Source organism: Sphingomonas azotifigens NBRC 15497 (genome assembly GCF_002091475.1).
GTDB classification, from domain to species: Bacteria; Pseudomonadota; Alphaproteobacteria; order Sphingomonadales; family Sphingomonadaceae; genus Sphingomonas; species Sphingomonas azotifigens.
In genome coordinates this window covers 1-25,263 of sequence record NZ_BCTR01000034.1, presented here as the reverse complement: position 1 = coordinate 25,263, position 25,263 = coordinate 1, and the positions used below count along the sequence as shown (strand labels likewise).

Annotated in this window: 23 protein-coding genes and 1 tRNA gene; 9 read left to right on the top strand and 15 right to left on the bottom strand. The window is 66.0% G+C overall.

Annotated elements, in window-relative coordinates; all coding sequences use genetic code 11:
• The 6 genes from SAZ01S_RS13165 to SAZ01S_RS13140 form a co-directional block, all read right to left on the bottom strand.
• The coding region (locus SAZ01S_RS13165; RefSeq protein ID WP_139810068.1) for a hypothetical protein at positions 1-517 on the bottom strand (517 nt) is incomplete at its 3' end.
• 775 nt (positions 518-1,292) lie between these two features.
• The gene (locus SAZ01S_RS13160) at positions 1,293-3,302 is read right to left on the bottom strand and encodes a glycoside hydrolase family 97 protein (RefSeq protein WP_084582730.1); all 2,010 of its coding nucleotides are present in this window, start codon (positions 3,300-3,302) and stop codon (positions 1,293-1,295) included.
• Positions 3,302-5,773: a TonB-dependent siderophore receptor gene (locus SAZ01S_RS13155; protein WP_218018077.1), complete on the bottom strand. Its 2,472-nt coding sequence runs from the start codon at positions 5,771-5,773 to the stop codon at positions 3,302-3,304. The genes SAZ01S_RS13160 and SAZ01S_RS13155 overlap by 1 nt, the downstream gene beginning before the upstream one ends.
• A gap of 222 nt (positions 5,774-5,995) precedes the next feature.
• On the bottom strand, positions 5,996-7,075 hold the full coding sequence (locus SAZ01S_RS13150) for a LacI family DNA-binding transcriptional regulator (RefSeq protein WP_167693155.1): 1,080 nt from the start codon (positions 7,073-7,075) through the stop codon (positions 5,996-5,998).
• Positions 7,075-8,355: an MFS transporter gene (locus SAZ01S_RS13145; RefSeq protein WP_084582727.1), complete on the bottom strand. Its 1,281-nt coding sequence runs from the start codon at positions 8,353-8,355 to the stop codon at positions 7,075-7,077. Before SAZ01S_RS13145 ends, SAZ01S_RS13150 begins: the two co-directional genes overlap by 1 nt.
• A 432-nt stretch (positions 8,356-8,787) precedes the next feature.
• Positions 8,788-8,864: transfer RNA gene (locus SAZ01S_RS13140), tRNA-Arg, on the bottom strand.
• Between the two features lie 62 nt (positions 8,865-8,926).
• Here SAZ01S_RS13140 and SAZ01S_RS13135 point away from each other — a divergent pair.
• On the top strand, positions 8,927-9,670 hold the full coding sequence (locus SAZ01S_RS13135) for a queuosine precursor transporter (RefSeq protein WP_084582726.1): 744 nt from the start codon (positions 8,927-8,929) through the stop codon (positions 9,668-9,670).
• Between the two features lie 69 nt (positions 9,671-9,739).
• Complete coding sequence (locus tag SAZ01S_RS13130) at positions 9,740-10,552, top strand: sulfite exporter TauE/SafE family protein (protein WP_084582725.1); 813 nt, start codon at positions 9,740-9,742, stop codon at positions 10,550-10,552.
• An 18-nt stretch (positions 10,553-10,570) separates the two neighbouring features.
• Here the strand turns inward: SAZ01S_RS13130 and purQ are convergent, their stop codons facing one another.
• The 4 genes from purQ to SAZ01S_RS13110 all read right to left on the bottom strand — a co-directional run bounded on the left by purQ (position 10,571) and on the right by SAZ01S_RS13110 (position 13,435).
• On the bottom strand, positions 10,571-11,236 hold the full coding sequence (gene purQ / locus SAZ01S_RS13125; RefSeq protein WP_084582724.1) for a phosphoribosylformylglycinamidine synthase subunit PurQ: 666 nt from the start codon (positions 11,234-11,236) through the stop codon (positions 10,571-10,573).
• Positions 11,233-11,463 carry a phosphoribosylformylglycinamidine synthase subunit PurS gene (gene purS, locus SAZ01S_RS13120; RefSeq protein WP_084582723.1) on the bottom strand — a complete coding sequence of 77 codons (231 nt, stop codon included), beginning with the start codon at positions 11,461-11,463 and terminating at the stop codon, positions 11,233-11,235. Before purS ends, purQ begins: the two co-directional genes overlap by 4 nt.
• Positions 11,464-11,676: 213 nt before the next feature.
• Positions 11,677-12,456, bottom strand: coding sequence for a phosphoribosylaminoimidazolesuccinocarboxamide synthase (purC, locus tag SAZ01S_RS13115; RefSeq protein WP_084582722.1), 780 nt, complete (start codon positions 12,454-12,456; stop codon positions 11,677-11,679).
• Between the two features lie 142 nt (positions 12,457-12,598).
• A complete protein-coding gene (locus tag SAZ01S_RS13110) occupies positions 12,599-13,435 on the bottom strand; it encodes a DUF4349 domain-containing protein (RefSeq protein ID WP_084582721.1) in 837 nt (278 codons plus the stop codon).
• A gap of 277 nt (positions 13,436-13,712) precedes the next feature.
• Between SAZ01S_RS13110 and parC the strand changes: the two genes are divergently transcribed.
• Together parC and SAZ01S_RS13100 are read left to right on the top strand one after the other, a co-directional pair.
• On the top strand, positions 13,713-15,953 hold the full coding sequence (gene parC / locus SAZ01S_RS13105; protein ID WP_084582720.1) for a DNA topoisomerase IV subunit A: 2,241 nt from the start codon (positions 13,713-13,715) through the stop codon (positions 15,951-15,953).
• 100 nt (positions 15,954-16,053) lie between these two features.
• Positions 16,054-17,733 (top strand): putative bifunctional diguanylate cyclase/phosphodiesterase, encoded by a 1,680-nt coding sequence (locus SAZ01S_RS13100; protein WP_084582719.1) that lies wholly within the window; start codon positions 16,054-16,056, stop codon positions 17,731-17,733.
• On the opposite strand, the gene SAZ01S_RS13095 is transcribed toward SAZ01S_RS13100, so the two are convergent.
• Genes SAZ01S_RS13095 through SAZ01S_RS13080 form a run of 4 tightly spaced genes read right to left on the bottom strand, consistent with a single transcriptional unit; the run spans position 17,723 to position 20,636 of the window.
• Positions 17,723-18,916, bottom strand: coding sequence for a CCA tRNA nucleotidyltransferase (locus SAZ01S_RS13095; protein ID WP_084582718.1), 1,194 nt, complete (start codon positions 18,914-18,916; stop codon positions 17,723-17,725). The two genes, SAZ01S_RS13100 and SAZ01S_RS13095, sit on opposite strands and share 11 nt — an antisense overlap.
• A complete protein-coding gene (locus SAZ01S_RS13090; protein ID WP_084582717.1) occupies positions 18,904-19,500 on the bottom strand; it encodes a CoA pyrophosphatase in 597 nt (198 codons plus the stop codon). The genes SAZ01S_RS13095 and SAZ01S_RS13090 overlap by 13 nt, the downstream gene beginning before the upstream one ends.
• Positions 19,497-20,063, bottom strand: coding sequence for a DUF1285 domain-containing protein (locus tag SAZ01S_RS13085; protein ID WP_084582716.1), 567 nt, complete (start codon positions 20,061-20,063; stop codon positions 19,497-19,499). Before SAZ01S_RS13085 ends, SAZ01S_RS13090 begins: the two co-directional genes overlap by 4 nt.
• A 51-nt stretch (positions 20,064-20,114) precedes the next feature.
• Positions 20,115-20,636: a GNAT family N-acetyltransferase gene (locus SAZ01S_RS13080; RefSeq protein WP_084582715.1), complete on the bottom strand. Its 522-nt coding sequence runs from the start codon at positions 20,634-20,636 to the stop codon at positions 20,115-20,117.
• Between the two features lie 177 nt (positions 20,637-20,813).
• Between SAZ01S_RS13080 and SAZ01S_RS13075 the strand changes: the two genes are divergently transcribed.
• Positions 20,814-21,185 carry a dihydroneopterin aldolase gene (locus SAZ01S_RS13075; protein ID WP_084582714.1) on the top strand — a complete coding sequence of 124 codons (372 nt, stop codon included), beginning with the start codon at positions 20,814-20,816 and terminating at the stop codon, positions 21,183-21,185.
• 30 nt (positions 21,186-21,215) lie between these two features.
• Here the strand turns inward: SAZ01S_RS13075 and SAZ01S_RS13070 are convergent, their stop codons facing one another.
• The gene (locus SAZ01S_RS13070) at positions 21,216-21,710 is read right to left on the bottom strand and encodes a hypothetical protein (protein WP_245824838.1); all 495 of its coding nucleotides are present in this window, start codon (positions 21,708-21,710) and stop codon (positions 21,216-21,218) included.
• Between the two features lie 569 nt (positions 21,711-22,279).
• On the opposite strand from SAZ01S_RS13070, the gene SAZ01S_RS13065 reads away from it, so the two are divergent.
• The 4 genes from SAZ01S_RS13065 (at position 22,280) to SAZ01S_RS13050 (ending at position 24,848) form a co-directional block, all read left to right on the top strand.
• Positions 22,280-22,954, top strand: a complete 675-nt coding sequence (locus SAZ01S_RS13065) for a TonB family protein (protein WP_084582713.1) — start codon at positions 22,280-22,282, stop codon at positions 22,952-22,954.
• A gap of 75 nt (positions 22,955-23,029) precedes the next feature.
• Positions 23,030-23,833 (top strand): MotA/TolQ/ExbB proton channel family protein, encoded by an 804-nt coding sequence (locus SAZ01S_RS13060; protein WP_084582712.1) that lies wholly within the window; start codon positions 23,030-23,032, stop codon positions 23,831-23,833.
• A gap of 84 nt (positions 23,834-23,917) precedes the next feature.
• On the top strand, positions 23,918-24,397 hold the full coding sequence (locus SAZ01S_RS13055) for an ExbD/TolR family protein (RefSeq protein WP_084582711.1): 480 nt from the start codon (positions 23,918-23,920) through the stop codon (positions 24,395-24,397).
• Between the two features lie 25 nt (positions 24,398-24,422).
• Positions 24,423-24,848: an ExbD/TolR family protein gene (locus SAZ01S_RS13050; RefSeq protein WP_084582710.1), complete on the top strand. Its 426-nt coding sequence runs from the start codon at positions 24,423-24,425 to the stop codon at positions 24,846-24,848.
• The last annotated feature ends 415 nt before the right edge of the window (positions 24,849-25,263 follow it).

Below are 25,263 nucleotides of genomic sequence, written 5' to 3'. Positions count from 1 at the left end.
GGAAACATTGACCGGCGCTATTTGGAACTTTATGAGTAGCCCCTATCCGCACGGCATCGGATACGACCAAGTCGCGCGGCACGCACACGCGTCGGATCGAACCCCGTTCGATCCGCACCGTTTTCTCGTAGAAATAGTAGGAGAGGTGCCGCCCAGCGCCACGCCGGAGGCTGCCGGCCTCCTGAGAAAGCTTGCGCGACGCGTTGCGCATTCCTTCATCCGCCGGCAGCACAGCGTCGGACAGGGCGGTAATCTCGATGACAGTTTCGTGCCCAGGGAAGAGATAGTCGGAGAACAGGTCAGGCAGCCGCTTCTCACTATACCATTCCGGCTCGATTTCGATCGGCCCGAGCTTTGCGATCGCCCAAGTGAGGCCGAGCTCCATTTCGGCAGGTAAGGCCTGCTCGATCTCCTTGCTTTCCATGCGTCGGACCAGGCCGCGAGATTGCTCCAGGTCCATCAGCGGACTGAGCTCGTCTAGCATCGTCTGGAGGCGGCGGCGGGCAAAGATGGCCATGCGGTGCCAGATTCGCCCAGCGGTGCGCGAGATGCAAGACAGCTTGCTTGAACGACCGCTTTCTCTGCAGCGCCACCGAAAAGCCGCTCGACTGGTGACGGCCCAGTTGCGGCCGCTGCGGGAAGCTGCTTCGGCACACGCTGAATGTCGGCTCGTGGCAACACCTGACGTTTAAGCCGCGACTTAGGAATAGCGGGTTTGTCCCAAATTGGGCCCTTCGGCTTCCGTACTCATTACCGCTCCCTGACGTCTGGATGCGGGCGTTCGAGGGCAGATTGGCAGCTCATCATCTGGCGCCTCTGGCCCTAATTTCCGCGACGAATCTGAGAGCGGCCAAAGCTGCAACCGGTCAGAGTCGGACAGAGGCGTGCGCCCGCAACCGCAGGGGTCCGGCCGTGTATATTTGACGTATATTTGACAAGTTTGCTGCCGAGCCAGCTAAGCCATTGATAAATGGCGCGCCCGAGATGAAAGCGATGGGCACTCAGATTGTTGGGAAATTCGGGTGGCGAGGGCGGCGTGACAGCGGGCAATTGGTGAGCATGGTCGGCAGGCCGCCGTCAATTATGCCCAATCACTCATGCATTCGCATATGATCGCTCCCGGCTTGGCGGGCGCGCTGGGACAGCCGGTGTGCGTCACTCGGCTTGTTCGGGCTGAGAAACCCGATGATCCTAACCCAATAGCGTGGCGCGGGTGCTGGGTGATGCGTGTCACCCGTGATGGCACACAAAGCTGGAGCCAGCCCCCCCCATTTCCCCATGAGTGGATCAGCCTAAAGCCGTCGAAACCGGATGGCCTGCCCACCGCCGGACGCAAGATCGAGCGACAGCTGGTCTCCGGCGGTAAGCACCACCTGACGGATCGCCAGTTTTTCCGGGGCGGTGCGCCAGTCGGCACCGGGGCCGTCGGCATAGATGGTCGCCTCGTACCGCGCGCCCTTGTCCAGAAAGTCGAGCGGCACCGTCAGGCGGCGCGCCGTGTCGCTGGTGATCGCGCCCAGATACCAGTCGGGGCTGTTGCGATCACGCCGCGCGACGACGGCATATTCGCCGATCTTTCCCTGCAACGTGCGACTGTCCTCCCAGTCGGTCGGAACGTCGCGGATGAAGCGGAAGGCGTCGGCATGCTCGTCATAATGTTCGGGCAGGTCGACGGCCATCTGCACCGGGCTGTACAGCACGACATACAGCGCCAACTGGTTGGCGATGGTCGAGGGCACGCGATTGTCCGGCCGCGTCGCACGATAGTCGAAATGCACCACGCCGGGCGTATAGTCGAACGGTCCCGACAACAGCCGGGTGAAGGGCAGGATGGTCGTATGGTCGGGCGCGTTGCCGCTGTCCGGGCTGCCGCCATTATATTCCTGTCCCCGCGCGCCTTCGCGGCTCATCAGATTGGGCCAGGTACGACGCAGGCCGGTATCCTTGACCGGCTCGTGCGGGAAGATGGCGGCGCGGTGCCGAGCCGACGCCTCGACCACCTTTTGCAGGCTCTGCACGGCATATTGGCTGTCGGGCCATTCCGTCTCGTCCAGCCGCGTGCCGACATAGCCGAGCTTGATCGAACGCACGCCGTAGCGATCGTAATAGTCGAGCGCCGGTTCCAGCTGGCTGAGATAATCCTTCACCTGTCCGCCGGTTTCGTGATGACCGATCAGGTCAACGCCCTTCGCGCGGGCATAGGCCGACACCTCGGCCATGTCGAAGGCAGGCTGCGCGCGGTCGAAGACGAAGCGTGAATGGCCGTTCTTCCACCATTCGGGGACTTCCCAGCCGACATTCCACCCTTCGACCAGCACGCCCGGAATGCCGTGCTTCGCTGCCCAGTCGATATAGGATTTGGCGCGCGCGGTCGTGGCGCCCAGCTTCGGCCCCGGCTCCCAGGTCAGCAGGCCGGTATGCATCGCCCAGAAGATGCCGATATATTTTTCCGGCTTCACCCAGGAGATGTCACCCAGCCGATTGGGTTCGTTGAGGTTCAGGACGATGGTCGAATCCGCCAGATGCGCGGCATCGGGGGCGACCATTACGACGCGCCACGGCGTCACCGCGCCGCCATGCGTCCGCGCCCGGTCGCCATTGAACCAGGGCGACAGGTCGGCCTTCAGCGTTCGGCTGTTCTCCTCGGGCATGCGCAGGTTCATCGACGGGAAATCGACCAAGGCCGCCTCATGCACCGCCATCGCCACACCGTCGCCCTCCAGCGTCAGCGGGGTTTGCGCAGTCTGGATCGCCGACAGCGCCGAGCGGCTATATTCATATTCGCTATACTTCTCGCGATAGGCCGGGATCGACCAGGCGCGGTAATTCTGCGCGAAATGGAACTCGGTTTCCTCGTCGGTGACGATCAGCGACTGTTTGGGCGCGCCGGGCAGCGTGTAGCGAAAGCCGAAGCCGTCATCGAAAACGCGGAACTCGACACCCAGCTTGCGGCCATCGGCGGCGGCCAGCGTCGCGACCAGCCCGCGATAATGCTCGCGCATCTGGCGCCGCTCGCCCCAAGGCTGGGTCCAGCGGCGGTCGAGCGCGGTCGGGCGGCTTGCGACCAGCGTCAGCCCGGCGTCGAGCGGCGCGGCATCCTTGAACCGGAACCCCATCCGCGACCGATCGAGGATCGGCTTGCCGTCATAGCGGGCGCGGTACACCGCCTCGCCCTTGTCCACCGCCACATCGACCGCGATCCGCCCGTCGGGCGAGGTGACGGTCTGCCACGCCTGTCCCAAAGCGGGGGTTGCCGCGATCATCGCCGCGAGCCCGACGATCACGCCCAGTCGCTTGCGCATCAGAAGCTGTAGGTCAGGCTGGCGCGGACACGGCGGCCGAAGATCGGGCGGCCCTGGAACGCGGTTTCCTGCACCCCGATGATAGAGCCCGCCCGCGGATTGCCCTCGGTCAGGCCCACCTCATTGAACAGGTTGGTCGCGACCACCTGTGCCTGAAGTGCTTCGGTGACCTTCCAGTTCGCGCCCAGCCGCACCTCGGTATAGCTCGGCAGGACGATGGTGTTGGCCACATCGACATAGCGCTTGCCGGTGTAGGCGGCCTCACCGAAGATGTTCACCCGGTCGCCGAGCAGATGCAGCGTCGGACGGACCGACACCTGCACCTGCGGCTGGCGGACGATCTGGTTGCCGCTGAAGTTGAACGGCCCGCTCGCATCCTGCCCGGCGAAGCTGGTATAGTTGATCTTCTGATAGTTCCCACTCGCCGCCAGCTCGAAGAAATCGACCGGGCGCAACGACAGTTCGACCTCCACGCCCTTGGACTCGGCTGCCGCCGTCTGGTTGATCGTCTGCGCCTGGCCGTTCGGGCCCGCCACGATCGTCTGGAAGGCGATGTTGGGGAATTTGTTATAGAATAAGGTGACGAAAGCCGAGAAGGGTCGGGTGGCATATTTCAGCCCGCCCTCGATCAGGTCGATCCGGTTCTCGACCGGCACGCCGCCGAACCACTGGACGAACTCCGGCGTGACGCGGAAGCTGCGGCTATAGCGGGCGAAGGCCGCGACCCGCTTATCGAACTCGTAATTCGCGCCCGCCGAAAAGGCCCATTGCCCGGTCTTGAACCGATAGGGCGTCGTCGCGCCGGTAAAGACCAGCACATTGTCGTCGGCGATGGTGGTCGCATCGCCCAGATTGGCGCGTGTGGTCTGCGCGATCGTGCCCTGCTTCGATACATGGTGATAGCGTGCGCCCAGATCGATGCGCAGCGCGTCGGTCACCTGCCACGCATCCGTCAGGTAGAAGGCGTTGATCGTCACCTCGTCATGGAAACGCTGCAAATTGCTGTGCAGATTGAGCAGGCCGTTCTTGGTCAAGGCCACCGTCTGCTGCCCGGCTGCGTTCAAACCGACCACGTCGAAATAGCGGGGGCGGTTGATCGCCTCGACCAGAATGTCGTTCCAGTTCCAATTCTGCGTCTGGTTGAAATGGCTGAAATAATAGCCTGCCGTCAGGGTGTGGCGGCCGATGCCGGTGTCGAGCTTTTTGGTGACGCTCAGGTCGTTGATCACATTCTCGACATTGACCACCGTGTTGAAGATGCTCTGCGTCAGCGCCAGCTGGTTGCCGAGGTCGGCGGCGGCGACGGTCTGGCCGTTGCTGGCGTCGCGATAGACGGCGGACACGGTGTCGGGCCGTGCGGCCTGCAACCGGGCCAGCGCGCTCGTCAGGAAACCCTGCGACGTCGTGATCCCTGAGCTGAACAGCCCGTTGAAGTCGACTGTCCCGGTCGTATAGCGGGCGCGGTCATTGACCTCCCACCCATCGCCCAACGGCTTGTTGAAGATCGCGGTGAAGGTATCGGTATCGGTGTGGATGCCCTGGGTCAGGTCCACTCGCTTGTCGAACGCGCCGCGGCCGTCGGGCGCGGTCAGCCGGGCAAAGGCCGTGTTGACCAGCGTGCCGGTGCCCGCATCCAGACCCGGCAGGCCCTGGGACGGGCTGGCGAGTGGAATGGCGGTATAGAAGATGTTCTTGTCGTCCAGCTTGCGATAGCTGACGAACAACGAGCCACTTTCGGCGAAATCATATTGCAGGCCGACGCGGAACTGTCCGCCTTGATTGCCGGTGAAGCCGGGATTCCGAAGACCGTTATCCTCGCGATAGAAACCGCCGATCGCAAATGACAGCCGGTCGTTCAGCGGCCCGGAGACATTAGCGTCCATCCGGTAATGATCCCAGTCGCCGACCTCGCCCTTCACCATGCCTTGCAACGTGCGGGTCGGGCGCTTGGTCAGGACGTTGACGACGCCGCCCGGCGCATTGGACGCGGTGATCGAGGCCGAGCCACCGCGCACGATCTGGAGCGAGTCGATCGTCGCATCGACGCGGAAGAACTCGTCGGCATTGGTGAAGGCGCCCGCGCCCTCTTCCCACACGGGCAGGCCGTCCTCCAGCAGCGGGAGATAGCGATAATTGTCCGCCGGAAGACCGCGCGAATAGACGTTGTTGCCGACCTCGCCGCCCGAGCTTTCGACATAGATGCCCGGCGTCGAAGCGATCAGGTCCGCAATGCCCAGCGGGGCCTTTTGCGCAATCGCCTGCGGGTCGATGGTGGTGATGGCGTAGGACGTATCGAACTTGCGGGTGCCCGTGCGGGTGCCGGTGACGATGATCTCGTTCAGGCCCAGATCGCTGCCCTGCGCCGCGTCGGTCTCGCGCGCCGCGACGGGCTGCGTCGCGGGCTGGTTCGCAGCCTCGATCGACTGGGCGAGTGCGGGGGCGAGCGGCGCCATCCACGCAACCGAAGCCATCAACGCCAAACGACATGCACGCATGATAATCCCCTCCTAGACGCCTCTTACGGGCGATCCGCCTGATGGAAGGGAAACTGACCCCATATGAAAACTAATGCAATCAATTTATACAAACGATTGTAATTTACATTGCCCTCCTTAGCCTTTCGCTGAATAGGCTATCTATATCAGCTACTTGGGCAGGGTCAGCACTATTATTTTGCACAATTGATTTGGCAGTCAGCGCCCGCACGACTCGCGAATCACCAGATCGGTCGGCAGGCGCTCGGACTTGGCGCGATGGCCGTCGATGATGCGCAACAGCTTGGACACCAGCAGATTGCCCGCCTTGATGACATCCTGCCGGATGGTGGTCAGTCCCGGTGTCGACAGCGCGGCGGCGTCGATGTCGTCATAGCCGATCACCGCCACATCCTCGGGCACGCGCAGGCCGCGCTGGCGCAGCGTCTGGATCGCGCCCAGTGCCACCAGGTCGGACGCCGCGACGATCGCGTCGAAGGCTATGCCCCGCTCCAGCAGATTGTCGACCGCCTCGGCCCCTTCGAACCGCCCGGCGGTCGGCGTCTGAACCATGGCCGCGTCAAACGCGACGTCATGCGCCGCCAGCGCCGCGCGATAGCCATCCAGCCGTATCGCAATCTGCGAAAAGGGCGTGCGGGCGGCGGCGATGGGCGGCATCGCACCGATAAAGGCGATGCGTCGCCGCCCTTTCCGAAGCAGATGCGCGGTCGCCTGAAACCCGCCCTCGTGATTGTCGCTGCCGATCGAGCAATAGCTTTGCCCCGCCACCTCCACACCCCAGGCCACCAGGGGTTTGCCCAGATCGGCATAGCGGTTGAGCGTATCGTGGAACTGCGACTGGCCCAGGAAGATCGTGCCCGCATAAGCACTCTGATCCAGGAACTGCGCCAGTGTCCCATCGTCATAGGGCGTCTGCCACACGATCGAAACGTCGCGCCGCCGCTCGCGCAGGGCGGTGCCGATCCCGCCGATCAGCGCCAGCTCGAACGGATTGGCCAGTTGGCTGCCATGCGCGGTCGCGACCGGCACGACCAGGCAGATCTGCTCGGACAGCGATGGCGCCGCGCGGCGCATCTTCTGCGGCACATGGACATAGCCCAGCCTATCGGCGGTGCTCAGCACCCGTTCGCGCGTCTCCTCGCTGATGGCGCTATGCCCGGTCAGCACCCGCGACACGGTCGCGACCGACACTCCGATTTCCGCCGCGATCCCGCCCAGGGTCGGCCCGCCCCGTTTCACCCGCGCCATGATCGAATCGATATTTGCATTACCTTGCACTATGCCAGGGCCGCCTCCTCGTCTATGGTCGACAGGCACAGGCTCAGTACCGCCCCCAGCGCCATCAACCCGCCCGCCAGCGGCAGGACCGGCCATGCCAAGCCGCCCAGCCCGTGCGCGATGACCCAGCCCATGGTCAGACCCGCGACCAGCTGGGGCACCACGATGAAGATGTTCATGACACCGATGAACAGGCCCGCGGTCGCGCTCGACACGGCCCGCCCGGCCAATACGAAAGGTGCACTCAGGATCGAGGCATAGGCGATGCCGATCAGCACGGCGCAGGCGACGAGTCCGGCGGGATGCGCGACCAACGCCACGCCCGCCAGCCCCAGCGCGCCCGCCACCAGCGCCGCCGCATGGACCCGCTGCACCCCGAACCAACGGAACAGCTCCGGCAGCAGAAAGGCGAACAGCCCGGCCACGCCGTTATAGGTTCCGAACAGGATCCCGACAAAGTCCGCCCCCCGGGCATAGGCCGTATCGAAGGGCGAGGTCGCGCCGTACAACTGCGCCGCGACGACCGGCGTGGCATACACCCATAGCAGATAGAGACCGAACCAGCTGAGAAACTGGATGGCCGCCACCGGACGCAGCGCCCGCCAGAGTGCGGCGAAGCCGGTCCAGCGGTCAGGCCTCGTCGACGGATCATGCCGTGGCATCGGAGCCGCGACCGGCTCGCGCACCCGCGCCACCGTCCAGCCGACCGCCAGCGCCACCGCCAGCGCCGCCGCGAGAAACGCCACCCGGATCGAGGGCGCGGTCTGGCTCGGCTGGGCGACGTTCGACCAGCCGCCCCAGGCGAGCAGGATCGGCGCACAGGCCCCGGCCAGCGCCCCCAGCCCGATAAAGACGGTCTGCATGGCATAGCCGCTCGCCTGATCCTCGGGTGGCAGCGTGTCGGCGACCAGTGCGCGATAGGGTGCATGAAGCGCATTCATGGCCGCCTCCAGGCCCCAGACCACCGCCACCGCCATCACCAGCGACGTCGCCATGGGCAAGGCGGCCAGCGCGGCGATCACCAACAGCGCCGATATCAGGATATAGGGCCGCCGCCGCCCGAACCGGCCGCCATGCCGATCGCTGATCGCGCCGACGACCGGCTGCACCAGCAGCCCCGTCACCGGCCCCGCCAGCCAAAGGATCGCCAGCTGGTCGACCGAGGCCCCCAGCCCCTGAAACACGCGGCTCAGGCTGGCGCTCTGGATGCCAAATGCGATCTGCAACCCAAGATAGCCGACGCTGAGGTCTAGTCCCTTGATGCGCTTCGATGATCCCATGGCTCAGGACATCTACAATTTCGTCCGCCCGCTCAAGTCGCTCTGTGGTCGTACGTTTTATGGATACATCACCGAGCTTCGACCATCAGGGTTGGACCTGTTTATCGATCACCCGATCCATCAAATTTCGGAATTGAACATTCGGCGTCCGAGGCCTTCAAGATGTTGGGTGCCCATCGCTATCCGACGCATCGCAACGAAACGCACGCAAATCTGGCGATTCTGCAATGTGGCGCACCCGACAGGATTCGAACCTGTGGCCTCTGCCTTCGGAGCGCTGTGCCGGGCGAAACCTGCGCTGTTTCGTCTCGCTGGTGAGCAAACATAGGCGCGACTCCGCACCCGCAAGTGCAGAAATAGGCCTCCGTTACCTATGTGTTACCTAGAACCAGGATGCGCCCTGTTAGGTAACACCCATTTTCCCGCTTTTCCTGGCGCGCCCGGCTGGATTCGAACCAGCGGCCCCAAGCTTAGAAGGCTCGTGCTCTATCCAACTGAGCTACGGGCGCGCGCGAAGCTGCCTTTAGGCGCAGATTGCGCGCGGAGCAAACGCCTCGCATAGTGCAGTGCGATGAACATGCCGTCTCGCCCCGCCCATGTCGCCGCCCGCAGCCTCACCGGCGGGCATTTCCGCTATTTCGACTTCGTGATGGCCGCCTTCGTCGCGATCATCCTGCTGTCGAACGTGATCGGCGCGGGCAAGGTCGCGCAGATCTGGCTGCCGGGCGTGGGCTATTGGCCGTTCGGCGCGGGCATCCTGTTCTTCCCGATCTCCTACATCATCGGCGACGTGCTGACCGAGGTCTATGGCTATGCCCGCGCTCGGCGGGTGATCTGGGCAGGCACCGCCGCCGTGCTGTTCATGGCCTTCATGTCCTGGGTGGTGGTGGCGCTGCCGCCGGCGCCGGACTGGAAGAACCAAGACGCCTATGCCGTGATCTTCGGGCAGGTGCCCCGGATCGTGCTCGCTTCGGTCTGCGCCTTCTGGGCGGGCGAGTTCGTCAATTCCTATGTGCTCGCGCGGATGAAGCTGTGGACCGGCGGGCGCATGCTGTGGACCCGCACGGTCGGCTCGACGGTGGCGGGGCAGGCGGTCGACAGCCTGATCTTCTACCCGCTCGCCTTCTGGGGTGCCGAGGGCTGGACCAACGCGCTCGTCGTGAAGGTGCTGTTCACCCAGTGGGTGCTCAAGGTGAGTTGGGAAGTGCTGCTGACGCCGCTGACCTATCTCGTCGTCGGCTTTCTGAAACGGGCCGAAGGAGTCGACGTGTTCGACGAGGGGACCGACTTCACACCGTTCGCGACGCGGGTCTGACCCGCGGCCGGCGACGTGCGGACATCGGCCTGAAACCAATTCTTTCTGGCGTTCCGGGAAAATCCCCGCATGCTGGTGGGAAATCGGTTTCCAAGGATTCCCGTGCTCGCGATCAATCCGCTCTATTCCATCGCCGGGGTACTCGTCGGGCTGCTGGTCGGCATGACCGGGGTCGGCGGCGGCTCGTTGATGACGCCGCTGCTCGTGCTCGCCTTCGGCTTCCATCCCGCCACCGCGGTGGGCACGGACCTGCTCTACGCCTCCGCGACCAAGACGGTGGGGGCGGGGGTGCACGGCCTGCACGGCACCATCGACTGGAAGGTCGTGCGGCGGCTGGCCTATGGCAGCGTGCCGGCGACGATCCTGACCCTGTTGCTGCTTTCCAATGCGCAGGAGCATGCCAAGAACAGCGGCGGGGTGATCACGGTCACTCTCGGCATCGCACTGGTGGTGACGGCGATCGCCACCTTCTTCCGCAGCCGGCTGGTGCTGTTCATGGCGCCGAAGTTCGAGCGGCTGGGCGAGGCGCGGATCGGCTATGTCACGATCGCGCTCGGCGCGGTGCTGGGCCTGCTGGTCTCCCTCACGTCGGTGGGGGCAGGGGCATTGGGGATGACCGCGCTGCTGATGCTCTACCCGCACCAGGCGGTGAACCGGCTGGTCGGATCGGACATCGCGCATGCCGTGCCGCTGACGCTGCTCGCCGGACTTGGCCACTGGCTGCTGGGGTCCGTGAACGGTTCGCTGCTGGTGTCGCTGCTCGCCGGATCGGTGCCGGGGATCATCCTCGGCAGCCTGCTCGCCACGCGCACCTCCGACAAGGTGCTGGTGCCGATCCTCGCCGCAACGCTCGCGGTGGTCGGGCTGAAGATGCTGTTCTGAGAAGAAAGGCGGCTGCGGTCAGGCGACCGCAGCAAGCAGCCCTTCGAACAGCCGGCGGCCGTCGCTGCCGCCATGCGCGGCCTCGATCTTGCGCTCCGGGTGCGGCATCATGCCGAGCACGTTGCCGGCGGCGTTCATCACCCCGGCGATGTTCCGCGCCGACCCGTTGATGTTCTCGCCATAGCGGAACGCGACGCGGCCCTCGCCTTCGAGGCGATCGAGCGTCTCGGCATCGGCGAAATAATTGCCGTCATGGTGCGCGACGGGGATCGAGAGCGTCTCGCCGGCCTGATAGGCGCTGGTGAAGATCGACTGGCTGTTGTCCACCGTCAGCGGCACGTCGCGGCAGACAAAGTCGAGCCCGGCATTGCGCATCAGCGCACCCGGCAGCAGCCCGGTTTCGGTGAGGATCTGGAAGCCGTTGCAGATGCCGATCACCGGCGTGCCGCGATTGGCGGCTTCCACAACCGCCTGCACCACCGGCGAGCGCGCCGCGATGGCGCCGCAGCGGAGATAATCGCCATAGGAGAAGCCGCCGGGCAGGGCGATCAGGCCCAGGCCCTCGGGGAGTTCGCTGTCGCCGTGCCACACCATGTGGGGCTTGGTGCCGGTCACGCTCTCCAGCGCGACCGCGATGTCGCGATCGCAGTTGGAGCCGGGGAAGACGATGACCGCGGTCTTCACAGCTTTTCGACCCGGTAGTTCTCGATCACCGTGTTGGCGAGCAGCTTGCGGCACATCTCGTCGATCGCGGCGTCGCTCGTCGAATCGGCGACCTCCAGTTCGAAGATCTTGCCGGCGCGGACATCTTCGACGCCCTCGAAACCGAGGCCGCCAAGCGCGTTCTGAATGGCCTTGCCCTGCGGATCGAGCACGCCGTTCTTCAAGGTGACGATGATGCGGAGTTTCATGGCGGCGCCTATGGCGCGAGAGGGCCGAAGTCGCAATCGGAAATCTTGGAAATGGCCGTTTCCTCCACCACGAAGCGGGGGAGGGGGGCCGCCGCAGCAGGCGGTGGTGGAGGGGGAAACGACAAAGGGCCTCGCGCGCGGCGAGGCCCCCTCCACCATTCGCGATGCGAATGGTCCCCTCCCCCGGCAGGCCGGGGGAGGAAGCACTATGGCTTACTTCCCCCGCTTCTTGCGGTGGGTTTCGAGGTCGAGCACGTCGGAGGCGTCGCCCTCCGGGAAAAGACCGAGGCGGCGCGCCACTTCCTGATAGGCCTCGACTTCGCCGCCCAGGTCGCGGCGGAAGCGGTCCTTGTCGAGCTTCTCGCCGGTGGTGATGTCCCACAGGCGGCAGCCATCGGGGCTGATCTCGTCCGCCAGGATGATCCGGGGGTATTCATTTTCCCAGATCCGGCCGAATTCGAGCTTGAAGTCGACCAGGCGGATGCCGATGCCGGCGAACAGCCCCGAGAGGAAGTCGTTCACGCGGATGGCCATGTCGGCCATGTCGTGCAGTTCTTCCTGGCTGGCCCAGCCGAAGGCGAGGATATGCTCGTCGGTGACCATCGGGTCGCCGAGGGCGTCGTCCTTGTAGTAATATTCGATGATCGTGCGGGGCAGCGGCGTGCCCTCCTCGATGCCGAGCTTCTTGGCCAGCGAGCCGGCGACGACATTGCGCACCACGACCTCGATCGGCACGATCTCGACCTGGCGGATCAGTTGCTCGCGCATGTTGAGGCGGCGGATGAAGTGAGTCGGGATGCCGATGCCGCCGAGCAGGGTGAAGACATGCTCGCTGATACGGTTGTTGAGCACGCCCTTGCCGTTGATCGTGCCCTTTTTCTGGGCATTGAAGGCCGTTGCGTCGTCCTTGAAATACTGGATCAGCGTGCCCGGCTCCGGACCCTCGTAGAGAATCTTAGCCTTGCCTTCGTAGATTTGCCGGCGGCGTGCCATGTCGGCCTAGTCCCTTGGAAATGCGTTGCCCCGGCTCCACGGGATTTCTCCGCGTGACCGCCGGGGCTCTGGAAGGCTTCGCGCTATACCGCAAGGGGGGCGGGGGTGCAATGCGGCGCCGCTGCCCATCGCGGTACAGCGGTCAGGCGGCAGGTTTCGAGCGGCGAAGCAGCATCGCCAAGCCGACGCCCGCGCCGAAGACCGCGGCCCAGGGGAGCAGATAGATGGCCAGCGACAGCAGCACTTGCATGCCCCACACGAAGGCCGATGCCGAGCCCTGCACCGCTTCGCCGAGCGCGGTGCCGACGCTCGCCCGCGAGGCGGGGGCGGCGAGCGGCTGGTAGCGAATCTCGACCTCGGCCATCGCGACGCGGCCGCGCAGCTCGGTCAACCAGGCGCGCGCCTTGTCGAGCTCTTCCTGCGCCGCCGCAACGCTGCGCTCGGCATCGACCAGTTCGCCGACCGATCCCTTGCGGGTGCGCAGCATCTCGGTGAGCCGCGCCACCAGCAGCTCACGCTGGCGAACCCGCGCGGCGGTGTCGGTCAGGTCCTTCGACACGTCCTCGCCGGTGACATTGGTGGCGAGCGCGCGGCCGCCGGCGCCCTGTACCTGCCGGCTCGCCTCGCCGGTGAAATAGGCTGCGTCGGCGCTCGCCACCCGCAGCTTCAGCACGGCGTCTCCGGCGGTGCCCGCCGCGTCGCTGCGGGTAAGGGAAAGCAGCTGGCAGCGCGCGGGCCCGAGCTGTCCGCACAGCGCGCGGTGCGCATCCTGCGCCTCGGCGAGCCGCGCATCGGGCAGCAGGAAGGTCAGCGCGTAGCGATAGGCGAGCTGCGGCATGCCGACCTTGAGCGGTTCGGCGCCCGGCTTGGCCACAGCCTCCTCCTGCGCGACGACTTCGGTGCTGCCTGAGGGGCCTGTCTCATTGGCCGAACAGGCCGCCAGCAGCGCCGCAGCGCCCAGTGCCAAGAACTTGCGCATCCATATCCCCCTCAGATGATGACCCGCAAATCCCACCATTCGCCTAGGACAAAGTCAAGCCACAATTTCGCCTTAATTGGGGCTGGAATAAGGCAATAACCTATGCTGTGCGAAGGGAAGCGCGGGAACTGCGGCCGCCGACGCACGTTTTCCACCCCGGCCGATGCCTGAAACGCGTCGGTTGCGGCGGTGGTTTGCAGGGAATTGCAAGGCTCGGTCGGATCATAAGGGGAACGCCCTTGGCGTTTGCCCTGTTGGCCTGCTATCTCCGTCGGCGATGAGCCTCGATACCGACGTTTCCGAACCCTCCGGCGCCTCCGACGTCCCCTTCGACAGCGCACTGTCCGAGCGCTATCTCGTCTATGCGCTGTCGACGATCACCGCGCGCTCGCTGCCCGATGTGCGCGATGGGCTGAAGCCGGTGCACCGCCGGCTGCTCTGGGCGATGCGGCTGTTGCGGCTCGATCCGGCAAGCGGATACAAGAAGTGTGCGCGCGTCGTCGGCGACGTGATCGGTAAGTATCACCCGCATGGCGATGCCTCGGTGTACGACGCGATGGTCCGCCTCGCCCAGACCTTCGCGCTGCGCTATCCGCTGGTCGACGGGCAGGGCAATTTCGGCAATATCGACGGCGATAACGCCGCCGCCTATCGCTACACCGAGGCACGGCTCACCCAGGTCGCGATCGACCTGATGGACGGGCTCGACGAGAATGCCGTCGATTTCCGCCCGACCTATAATGGTGAGGACGAGGAGCCCGAGCTGTTCCCCGGCCTCTTCCCGAACCTGCTCGCCAACGGCGCGGCGGGCATCGCGGTGGGCATGGCGACCAGCATCCCGCCGCACAATGCCGCCGAGCTGATGCAGGCCGCCGTCGCGCTGATCGACAACCCGCAGGCGAACGTTCTCGAATACGTGAAGGGCCCGGATTTCCCGACCGGCGGCATCGCGGTCGACAGCCCCGCGGCGATCGCAGAGGCCTATGCCACCGGCCGCGGCAGCTTCCGCGTCCGCGCCAAGATCGAGAAGGTGACCGAGAAGGGCGGGGGCTGGCACCTTGTCGTCAGCGAGATCCCCTACGGCGTCCAGAAGGGCAAGCTGATCGAGGGCATCGCCGCGCTGGTCAACGACAAGAAGCTGCCGATCCTGGGCGATGTGCGCGACGAATCGGCCGAGGACATCCGCATCGTCCTCGAACCGCGCAGCCGCACCGTCGATGCCGACACGCTGATGGACAGTCTCTATCGCCTGTCCGACCTCGAAGTGCGCGTGCCGCTCAACCTCAACGTGCTCGACAAGAACCGCACACCGCGGGTGATGAGCCTGGCCGAGGCGCTCGCCGGCTGGCTTGAGCACCAGTTCGTGGTGCTGCAGCGCAAGTCGCAGCATCGGCTGGAGAAGATCGCCGACCGGCTGGAGCTGCTGCGCGGCTATATCCTCGCCTATCTGAACCTCGACCGGGTGATCGAGATCATCCGCACCGAAGACGAGCCCAAGCCGATCATGATGGCCGAGTTCAGCCTGACGGATCGCCAGGCCGAGGCGATCCTCAACATGCGGCTGCGGAGCTTGCGCAAGCTGGAGGAGATGGAACTCCGCCGCGAGCAGGAGAAGCTGGAGAAGGAACAGGCCGAGCTCGAGACTCTGCTTGGCTCCGAAGCCCGCCAGCGCACCTGGATGAAGCGCGCGCTCGGCAAGATGATCACGCGCTACGGCCTCGATACCCCGCTGGGTGCGCGCCGCACCGCGATCATCGAGATGGCGCTCGCCCGCGAAATTCCGCTGGAAGCGATGATCGAGCGCGAACCGATCACCGTCATCCTCTCGCAGCGCGGCTGGATCCGCGCGATGAAGGGGCATGTCGAGGATCTCGGCGGCGAGGCGCTGAAGTTCAAGGAAGGCGACGGCCCGTTCCTGGCCTTCCACGCCCAGACCACCGACAAGCTGCTGCTCGCCGCCGACAATGGCCGCTTCTACACGCTGGGCGCAGACAAGCTGCCCGGCGGGCGCGGCTTCGGCGAGCCGGTGCGGCTGCTGATCGACCTGGAGGCGGAGCGGCACATCGTCACGCTGCTCCCCGCCAGCGCCGCGCCGAAGCTGCTGGTCGCGGCGAGCGATGGGCGCGGCTTCATCGTCAGCGCACAGGAAGTGATCGCCGAAACGCGCAAGGGCAAGCAGGTGATGACGCCGCGCCCTGGTGCGCATCTCAAGCTGGTCCGCCCGATCGGCGCCGAAGACGATTTCGTCGCCGCGATCGGCGACAATCGCAAGATGCTGGTCTTCCCGCTTTCCGAAGTGGCGGAGATGACGCGCGGGCAGGGGGTGCAGCTCCAGCGCTATCGCGACGGCGGCCTGTCTGACGTCATCACCTTCAAGTTCGCCGATGGCCTGCGCTGGCGGATGGGCGGCGAGCAGGCGCGCTATCGCTCCGAGCCGGACGTGATGCCGTGGCGTGCGGCGCGCGGCGCGGCAGGCCGGATGCCGCCGACGGGATTCCCCCGCGATAATAAATTTTGATTGGTAAAACCGTCAGATCGCAGGCCAACTTTCAGAGCGCCTTAACTAGTTTGCGGCTAGTCCAGTGGTGATGGCGTTTCGAAGGGTCCGGGCTCTAAGTATGCGTACCGTGGAGCCTGCTCCGCGGGCGACCGACCTATCGTCGCCGCTGCCGCCGGGTACCGACGAGCTGCTGGAACTGATGCCGGTTCCCGCCGCCGTGCTCGAGGTTCAGCAGGATTGCTATGCAATTGTGGCGGTGAATGGACCGTTTCGCGTCGCCGGCATGGGTTCCACCGCGCAGGATTCGCCCGTGGTGCAATTGCTGGGCGCGCGCATCGGGCAGTTTCTTGAATCCGACAAGCTGCGCGAGGAAATCGCCTGGCGCTTTGGCGGTGAGGTGGACAGCCGCCACTTCCGCGTCGTGCTCGCCCGCCGCACCGCATCGGAGCCGCGGTGCCTGATCACGCTGATCGACCAGACGTCGGAACTGCGCACCGAGCAGAGCCTGCGCCGGGAAATGGCTACCGACAGCCTGACCGGCCTGCCCAACCGCGCCGGCTTCTCCGACGAGCTGGAGGCCCGGATCGGCGAGAAGGATGCCGCGAACTCCGCTGTCCTGGTGATCAATCTCGATCGGTTCAGCCGCGTCAACGCCTGCATGGGCGCGCTCGCCGGCGACGAACTGCTGATCTCGGTCGCGCGGCGCATCAAGGGCGCGTTGCGGGGGCGCGACGTGCTGGCGCGGATCGGCGGCGACGAGTTCGGCGTGCTGATGGCGCTGGACGACGGCGCCACCGATGCCGTGCAGGTCGCCAAGCGCATCCACGCGGCCTTCACCAACCCGTTCCGCCTTTCGCACTTCGAAATCCGGGTCGATTGTTCGATCGGCATCGCGCTGGGCAGCGACATCGACGGCGATGCCGAGGATCTGGTCCGCAACGCCCAACTGGCGGTGCGCCGCGCGAAAAAGAGCGGGCACACCGAATTCTACCACACCCGTGCCTTCGATCTGGCGCGCGAGCAGTTCGCCATCGAGACCGAACTGCGCCGCGCCATCGAAAATGGCTGCATGACGCTCAGCTTCCAGCCGATCTGCGACCTGGGCACCGGCCGGATCACCTCGTTCGAAGCGCTCGCGCGCTGGACCAATGATCAGGGCGTAGCGATCTCGCCCAACGCCTTCATTCCCGTGGCGGAGGAATCGGGCCTCATCGTCCCGCTCGGCCGCTGGGCGATGGAAGAGGCGGCGCGCACGCTCGCCCAATGGGACGCGCGCGCCGGTGGCGATTGCGGCGTGAAGATCGCGGTCAACCTCTCGGCGATCCAGCTGCAGCGCGACCAGATCGGCGCGATGGTGAAGACTGCGCTCGATCGGCACAAGATGCCCGGCTCGCGCTTCACGCTGGAGCTGACCGAAAGCGCGATCGTCAGCGATCCCGATCGTATCGCCCAGACGATGCGCGCGCTGAAGGATCTCGGCACCACGCTGGCGATGGACGATTTCGGCACCGGCTATTCCAACCTCGCCTATCTGCAGAAGCTGCCGATCGACGTGCTCAAGATCGACCGCAGCTTCGTGACCGGCATGCTCGCCGATCGCGACAAGGTGGCGATCATCCGCGCAATCCTCAGCCTCGCCTATGCGCTCGGCATGCAGACCACCGCTGAGGGCATCGAGACGCCGGAACTGGCCCAGACGCTCGGCGCGCTGGGCTGCACCTATGGCCAGGGCTATTATTACTCCCGGCCGGTGGCGGGCGACGCCGCCTTCGCGCTGATCGAGACGCTCAGGGCCTGACCACCGCGTCGGCGATGGCTTCGACGCGCGCGGCGTCGGGGAACGCCTCGGCGATCCATTGTTCCTCGACTGCCCGAAGCGCGCGGGCAACCTCGGGGCCCTTGGCGAGACCGCGGGCGACCAATGCGCCGCCGGTAAGCGGCAGGCGCGGGATCTCCCAACCCGCCAGCCGTTGCCAGCCTTGGGCCGCCTCGGCATCGTCGGTCGCAGCCAGCAACAGTCGATCCTCGGCCGCTTCCCGCCCGACCCTATAGGCCAGCGCGCGGGCGTCCGCCGTTCCGCCATCGGTAAGCGCGAGCACCAGCCGTTTGCGCTGGGCGTTGGACAGCTTCAGTCGCGCGCCGATCAGGTCGCCCAAGGCGGGATCGCGCGGCAGCAGCGCGGCGAGGCGGCGAATCGGATCGGGGGCCGCACCCAGGCGCGCCTCGCGCTCGGCAAGCGCGGCGAGCGGCGCCGCGGTGGTGATTTCAGGCACCACCGGCCCCAGGATGCCGCGCGCCAGCATCAGCGCGACCACGCGCACAGCATCGTGGGCGACCAGCAGCTTGAGCAGTTCGTCGCGAATGCGCTCGCGGCTGAGCGCCATCAGGTCGCGCGCGCGGGCGGTACAGGCGTCCAGCCCCTCGGGATCGGGCGTGTCGCCGAAGCGGGCGAGGAAGCGGAAGAAGCGGAGGATGCGCAAATGATCCTCGGCGATCCGGCGCAGCGGATCGCCGATGAAGCGCACGTGCCGCGCTTCCAGGTCTGCCAGACCGTCGAAATAGTCGAACAGCGCACCCGTCGCCGGATCGGCATAGAGCGCGTTGATCGTGAAATCGCGCCGGGCGGCATCCTCGCGCCAGTCGTCGGTGAAGGCGACGGTGGCGTGGCGGCCGTCGGTGCTGACGTCGCGGCGCAGCGTGGTCACCTCCACCGGGCCGCTGTCGAGCACCGCAGTGATCGTGCCATGCTCGATGCCGGTCGGTACGGCGCGAATGCCCGCCGCCCGCAGGCGTGTCATTACCTCGTCGGGCGACAGCGCGGTGGCGAGGTCGAGATCGGCGACCGGCATGCCCAGCAGCGCGTCGCGCACCGCCCCCCCGACGAAGCGGCAAAGGCCTTCGGCCGCACCCAGCACCTCGGTGAGATGGCCGAGCCCGGCGCGGTGGCGCCAATCCGTCTCCGGCAGCGTCAGCGCGGCCATGCCATCCGCCGTGAAAGATTGACCAGCATCGCCGCGGTGGCGCCCCAGATCCGATAGTCGTTCCACATGATCTCGTAATAATGGCGCTCATGTCCCTGATAGCGCGCGTGTTTCTTCTGATGATTGGCGTCGTCGAGGAGAAAGGCCAGCGGCACTTCGAACACCTCTGCGACCTCCGCTTCGGAGGGCACCAGCGGCAGGTCCGGGGGCACCACGCCCAGCACGGGCGTCACCTGATAGCCGGTGACGGTGCGGTATTGCTCGACCGTGCCCACCACCTCCACCAGCCGGCGGGGCAGGGCGATCTCTTCCTCCGCCTCGCGCAGTGCCGCCTCGATCGCGTCCTTGTCCTCGGGATCGACGCGGCCGCCGGGAAAGGCGATCTGCCCGGCATGGCGGCGCAGATTGGCGTTGCGCCGGGTCAGCAGCACGCCGGGCGCATCGCGATCGGTCACCGCCAGCAGGACGGCGGCGGCGCTGGTCGCTTGGCCGGGATCGAACACGGCGTGGTCCCCGGGCAGCAGCGTCGTCGCCTGGGTCGGCCGGCTCGCCAGCGCGCGCCGGAGCTGCTCCGCCAGCCTCATGCGGCTGGCTCCAGCGAGAAGAATACGCCCTGGCTCCAGATTCCCGGCGGCGCCTGGTCCTGGGCGAGGGCGAGCTGGGCGAGCTCGTAATAGACGCTGCGCGCGATGAGGGCGTCGAGGCCGTTGCGCACGGTCAGATACGGGTGCGGGCCATCCTCGCGCGATTCGATGCGCAGCGGATGGTCGGGCCCCGCGACGACGACGTCGCCGGTGTTCAGCCGGAAGGCGAGCCGCATGGCGGCCCCTTCCCCTTCGACCTTCACCTCCACTGCGACGAACGGCGCGTCTTCCACCGCGATGTCGAGCTTCTCGACCGGCGTCACCAGCACGAACCGGCCATCGGGCTCGCGGCGGAGAATCGTCGAGAACAGCCGGACCATCGCCGGGCGACCGATCGGGCTGCCCTGGTGGAACCAGCTGCCGTCGCGGGCGATGCGCATCTCGCTGTCGCCGCAATGCGCCGGATTCCAGCTTTCGACCGGCGGCAGCCGATGCACCTCGGCGAGCCGGGCGATCTCGGCGAGCGACAGGCTGGCGAAATCGGGGGGCGGCGTGTTCGGCATTCGCAACCCCTTAGCGCGATGTTCGGCGTTGTCGAACCCCTGCCGACGCGATCAGGCGACCTTGCGCAGCCGCGGCACCAGCATGCCCGAGCAATTGGGCACCGCCGCCCCGCGGGCGAGCAGGCGCCGCGGCTCGAACGGGCCCGGCAGCCGCCAGCGGCCGGTGCGCTCGGCATCGAAGCCGAAGAAGCGGCCATAATATTCGGGATCGCCGATCAGCATCAGCGCTTCGGCGCCGGGCAGCGCGCTGACATCCGCCGCGTCGAGCGTTTCCTGCATCAGCCGGCGGCCGATTCCGCCCTGCTGCAGCGACGGCTCCACCGCCACCGGTCCCACCATCACCAGCGGCACCAGCGGTCCCGAATCGCTGGCGAGGGCGATCGGCCAGCTCTGGATGGTGCCGGCGAGGGTGCCGTCGTCGGCGAGCGCCGCGAAGCTGAACGCGGGGATGGGCTGCGTGCCCTGGCGGATGCGATAGGCGGTACGCAGGTGCCGGCCCGGCCCGAAGGCACGGTCGAGCAACGCCTCGACGGCGTGCGGATCGACCGCATCGAGCGCAACCAGTCGTACCACCCCAGAATCCTTGCTATGTCGCCACGGCCGTACTGCCGAAGGGCGCGCGCATTAGCGTGGTCACGGGGAAGCGCAAGCGCGAAGTGGGGTGGGACGGATGCAGAAATCACACGGGGTTTTCCCGGCGCCGCCATCTGCTATGGCGCGCGCCAGTTTCGTGACGAAAGGTTCGTTTGATTGCCCGACCTATTGCAGCTGCAGGTTCATGACCTCGAGGTAGAACTCCTCACCGGCGTCTATTCCGAGGAAACCCACCTGCCGCAGCCGCTGCGCATCTCGGTGACCGCCGATCTCGATCTTCCGGAGCGCTTCGCCCCGGATACCCCGCTCAGCGCCTCGAAAAGCTATATCGATCTGAAGCATGCCGCGACCGACGCGCTGCCGAAGGACATCCACTTCACCCTGATCGAGGCGGTAGCCGATCATATCTGCCAGACGCTGTTCATGTCCGACTCCCGCGTGCGCCGGGTCGAGGTGCGCATCGTCAAGCTGGCGATCGCCGAAGCCGACGAATCGATCGGCATCACGCTGGTCCGCCACCGGCGCTAAGCGTCCGGCGGCGGCGTTCGGCGCTCGGCGTCAGGCGCAGGGGCCGAGGTCGCGCAGCACCACCTGATAATCCTGGCGCGCGGCTTCGGCATTGTCGGGCGTTTCGGCGCTAAGCGCGTCGTCCGGCAGCGTCTTGGGCAGCCCGCAGGCCAGCCGGTACCAGGCGAGCGTGTCGCGCTTCGGCGCGCCGGCATTGGGATCGACGATATCGCCAAGCGACACGCCCCAATGGGGTTGCTCGCCCGGGCGACGGAGGATCTGCAGCGAGATCGGCGCGCCGTTCGACGTCTTGAGGAAGACCTGGGTCTCGCCTTCGCCCGGCAGCGCGCCGGGCACGTGGAAGGCATTGCCGATGCCGGTGATCGCCGGCGGGGCGTCGCTGGCGAGCAGTTCGCGGGTGATGCTGCGGGTGCGCGCGTCCAGCTCGGCGGTCCACAGATACTGGTTGTCGACCCCCGTCAGCTGCACCTCGCCCGGCTTGTTGCTGACCGGTCGCGCGAACAGCAGCACGCGCTGCTTTTTCATTTTGGGTACCTTGCCGCGAGAATCGAGCGGCACGTCCGCCAGGTAGGAGATCTGGGTTGGCAGGGCGCTGCTACCGCGAATCAGTGCCAGCACGTCGGCCGTTACGTAGAGGCGAGCCCGTCCCGATGCGAGACCGGGGGCTGCATTCTCCTTGATCCTAATCAAGTCGCTGATGCGCGCGTCGATCACCAGCGGGGCGCCGACAATCGCCGTCGCAACGGTGGCGTAACTGGGTAAGCCACTTTGCGCTTCTTGGCGGATTTGCGCGGTTTGCGGGGCGGGTTGCGCAAGTGCGGGAAATGCCGCAGCGCAACAAAACAGCAGGGTGAGGGCGTGTTTCATGCCGCCGCCGGTACCGGATTGTGCCGATCTTATACAGAAATAATTCTGCCATGGGCCTGTTGTACGACCAATTCGTCCGACAAAGAGTTTGCGTCGTCCGGATGCCCACGATACAGACTCGGGGCTCTCGCCATCAGGGGCGCAGTGCGACCCGAGGCGAGCGGACTTGTGCGCGGCTGCCAGCCGGCCAGGGTCGCAAGCAGGATTAGAGGGAGTGACGTTGCCGAATGGCTTACGCTGACCGGAATGTAAGTGGCAGTCGTGTGGTAGCGATCGTGATCGTCGCTATCATCGTGGCTGGCATGGGTTATGCCTTCGTCACAGGTCTGGCATACCAATATATCAAGAAGAAGGCGGAAGAGCTGAAGACCTTCGAGGTCGAAGAGCCGCCGCCCCCGCCGGAGGAGATTCCGCCGCCGCCGCCGCCGCCGGATTCGCCGGTGCCGCCGCCCCCGACCCAGGTCGTGGTGCCGCCGGCCATCGTGCAAACGGTGTCGCCTGCGCCGCCGATCCCCACCACGCCCATCATCCCCCCGCCGCCGCCGATCACGCCGCCTGCGCCTCCCGCGCCGCCGGCTCCCCCGGCGCCGCCGGCACCGCCGAAGATCGCCAAGGGTCTCAAGCCGCGTACGCCTCCGGGCTCGTGGGTGACCGATGACGACTATCCGGCGGCGGCATCGCGCGCCGGTGACGAAGGCACGGTCGCCTTCCGTCTCGACGTCGACGGTTCGGGTAAGGTGACCAATTGCACCATCACGTCGTCCAGCGGCTCGTCGCTGCTCGACAGCACCGCGTGCAACCTTCTCAGGCGTCGTGCCCGGTTCGATCCGGCCCAGGACGCGGCAGGAAACAAGATTTCCGCGCCGTACATGGGCCGCTTCACCTGGCGGTTGCAGAAGTAATTCTCCGGTTTCCGGTCCGCCGGGCGTGGCGGACCGGCATGCGCAAGAAGCTATCTTTTAGAGGAAAGACCCAAAATGCTCACGACCATTCTCGCTGCCGGTGCCGCCGCAGCTAAGGGCGGCGAAAGCCCCTACGGCCTGACCCAGGCGCTGAAGGAAGGCGGCCTGATCTCGCAGTCGGTGTTCACCATCCTGGTGCTGATGCTCTTCGTCTCGCTCTACATCCTCTTCACCAAGCTGTTCGAGCAGCAGAAGATCATCAACCAGTCGAAGCGCGTCCGCGCCTCGTTCTGGAGCTCGACCAGCCTGCGCGAGGGCGCTGCCAAGCTCGAGAAGAACTCGGCCTATCGCCAGATCGTCGACGACGGCATCGAAGCGCAGGAGCAGTACAAGCTGCTGACCGATCCGGTCGAAGCGCATGACTGGCTGCACGGTTCGCTGGCGCGTTCGGAAGGCACGATCAACTCGGCGCTGGGCGGCGGTCTCGCCTTCCTCGCGACCGTCGGCGCGACCGCGCCGTTCATCGGTCTGTTCGGTACGGTTATCGGTATCTACCGCGCGCTCATCAAGATCGGTTCGGCCGGTCAGGCCTCGATCGACGCCGTCGCCGGCCCGGTCGGTGAAGCGCTGATCATGACCGCGCTCGGCCTCGTCGTCGCCGTGCCGGCCGTGCTCGCCTTCAACTTCCTGCAGCGCCGCAACAAGGCGATTGCCGAGAACCTGAACGCCTTCTCGAACGACGTGCTCGGCTACCTGGCATCGGACGGCAAGGTCCGCCCGTCGACCGCCGCTGCTGCCAAGAAGCCGGCGGTTGCCGCTGCTCCGAAGCCGGCGACGACCACTGCCGGTCAGGCCGGCGGCGCGCAGACCCGCCCGTAAGACCAAGGTCGCGGGGTTGCGACATCATGCGCGGCCCCGCCGCCGGACGATGATCCGGCGCACAAGAGGATAGGATTACGCCCAATGGCGATTAGCACAGGCAGCGGCGGCGACGACGTACCGATGTCGGACATCAACACCACGCCCCTCGTGGACGTGATGCTGGTTCTCCTGATCATCTTCCTCATCGCTGTTCCCGTTGTGATCCAGACGGTCGATCTTGCGCTGCCGAAGGTGCAGTTCGAGCCGACGACCACCAAGCCCGAGAACGTTTCGCTCTCGGTCAAGGGTGGCCCGGACGGGTGCGAGATCTTCTGGGGTCTGACCCGCGTCAACCACACCGAGCTGCTCGACCGCGCGGTTGCCAAGCTGAAGGCTGAGATCGACCGTCAGGGCGGCCCGAACGCCGCTGGTCTCGAACTTCCCGAAGTTCACATCCGCGGTGACATCAACACGCCCTATCGCTGCATCGGCGGCACCATCTACACGATGCAGATGGCGGGTTTCGTGAAGGTCGGCTTCATCTCGGAACCGGAGCCCGGTTCGAACACCACCCGGCTCTGATCGGTCCGTTTAAGGAGTTACGACAATGGCAATGAGCGCAGGCCGTGATGACGGCGAGCCGATGATGGACATGAACACGACGCCGTTGATCGACGTCATGCTCGTGCTCCTCATCATGTTCATCATCACCATTCCGGTCCAGACGCACGCGGTGAAGGTCGACCTGCCGCAGCCGAGCCCGAACAGCGCGCCCCCCGTCGAGCCGGACAAGAACAAGGTCTATATCGACGCGCAGGGCCAGGTGTTCTGGAACAGCATGCCGATCAACGACGTGATGCTGCGTCAGTATCTGGACGCGTCGCTCCAGCGCTCGCCGGAGCCCGAGCTGCACTTCCAGCCGGATCCGCAGGCGCGGTATGACGTGGTCGATCGCGTGCTGGCGATCATCAAGCGCGCGAACGTGACCAAGCTCGGCTTCGTCGGCAACGAGCAGTATCGCAACGACTTCTGATCCGCGATCGCGGTCGGAGTATTTTGGGAAGGCGGCCCTGCGGGGCCGCCTTTTTTTTGTTATCGGCAGGGCGATTGTCGGCGGGACTCATGCCGAGTGGCGCGGATAGCAACCCATCGCTGCCGCCAGATTGTCACCCCGGCGAAAGCCGGGTCCATTGGCGTCCCGCTATCGGCCCTTTCCGCGATCGAGCGGTGCATGGATCCCGGCTTCTGCCGGGATGGCGATGCGGCAGAATGAGGCTGGCTTGGGAACGCTCGTCGCGTCTCAGGGCTGCGCGATCGCTGCGGGCGGCATCGGCTTTTCCCATCGCAGCATGAGGCTAGGTCTGGAGACGCAGGGGCGTTCTCCGCTGCGGATCCGGGAACTGATACCAGGCTGCGTTGATACCGACTCATCCAGCCTCTCCCCGTCA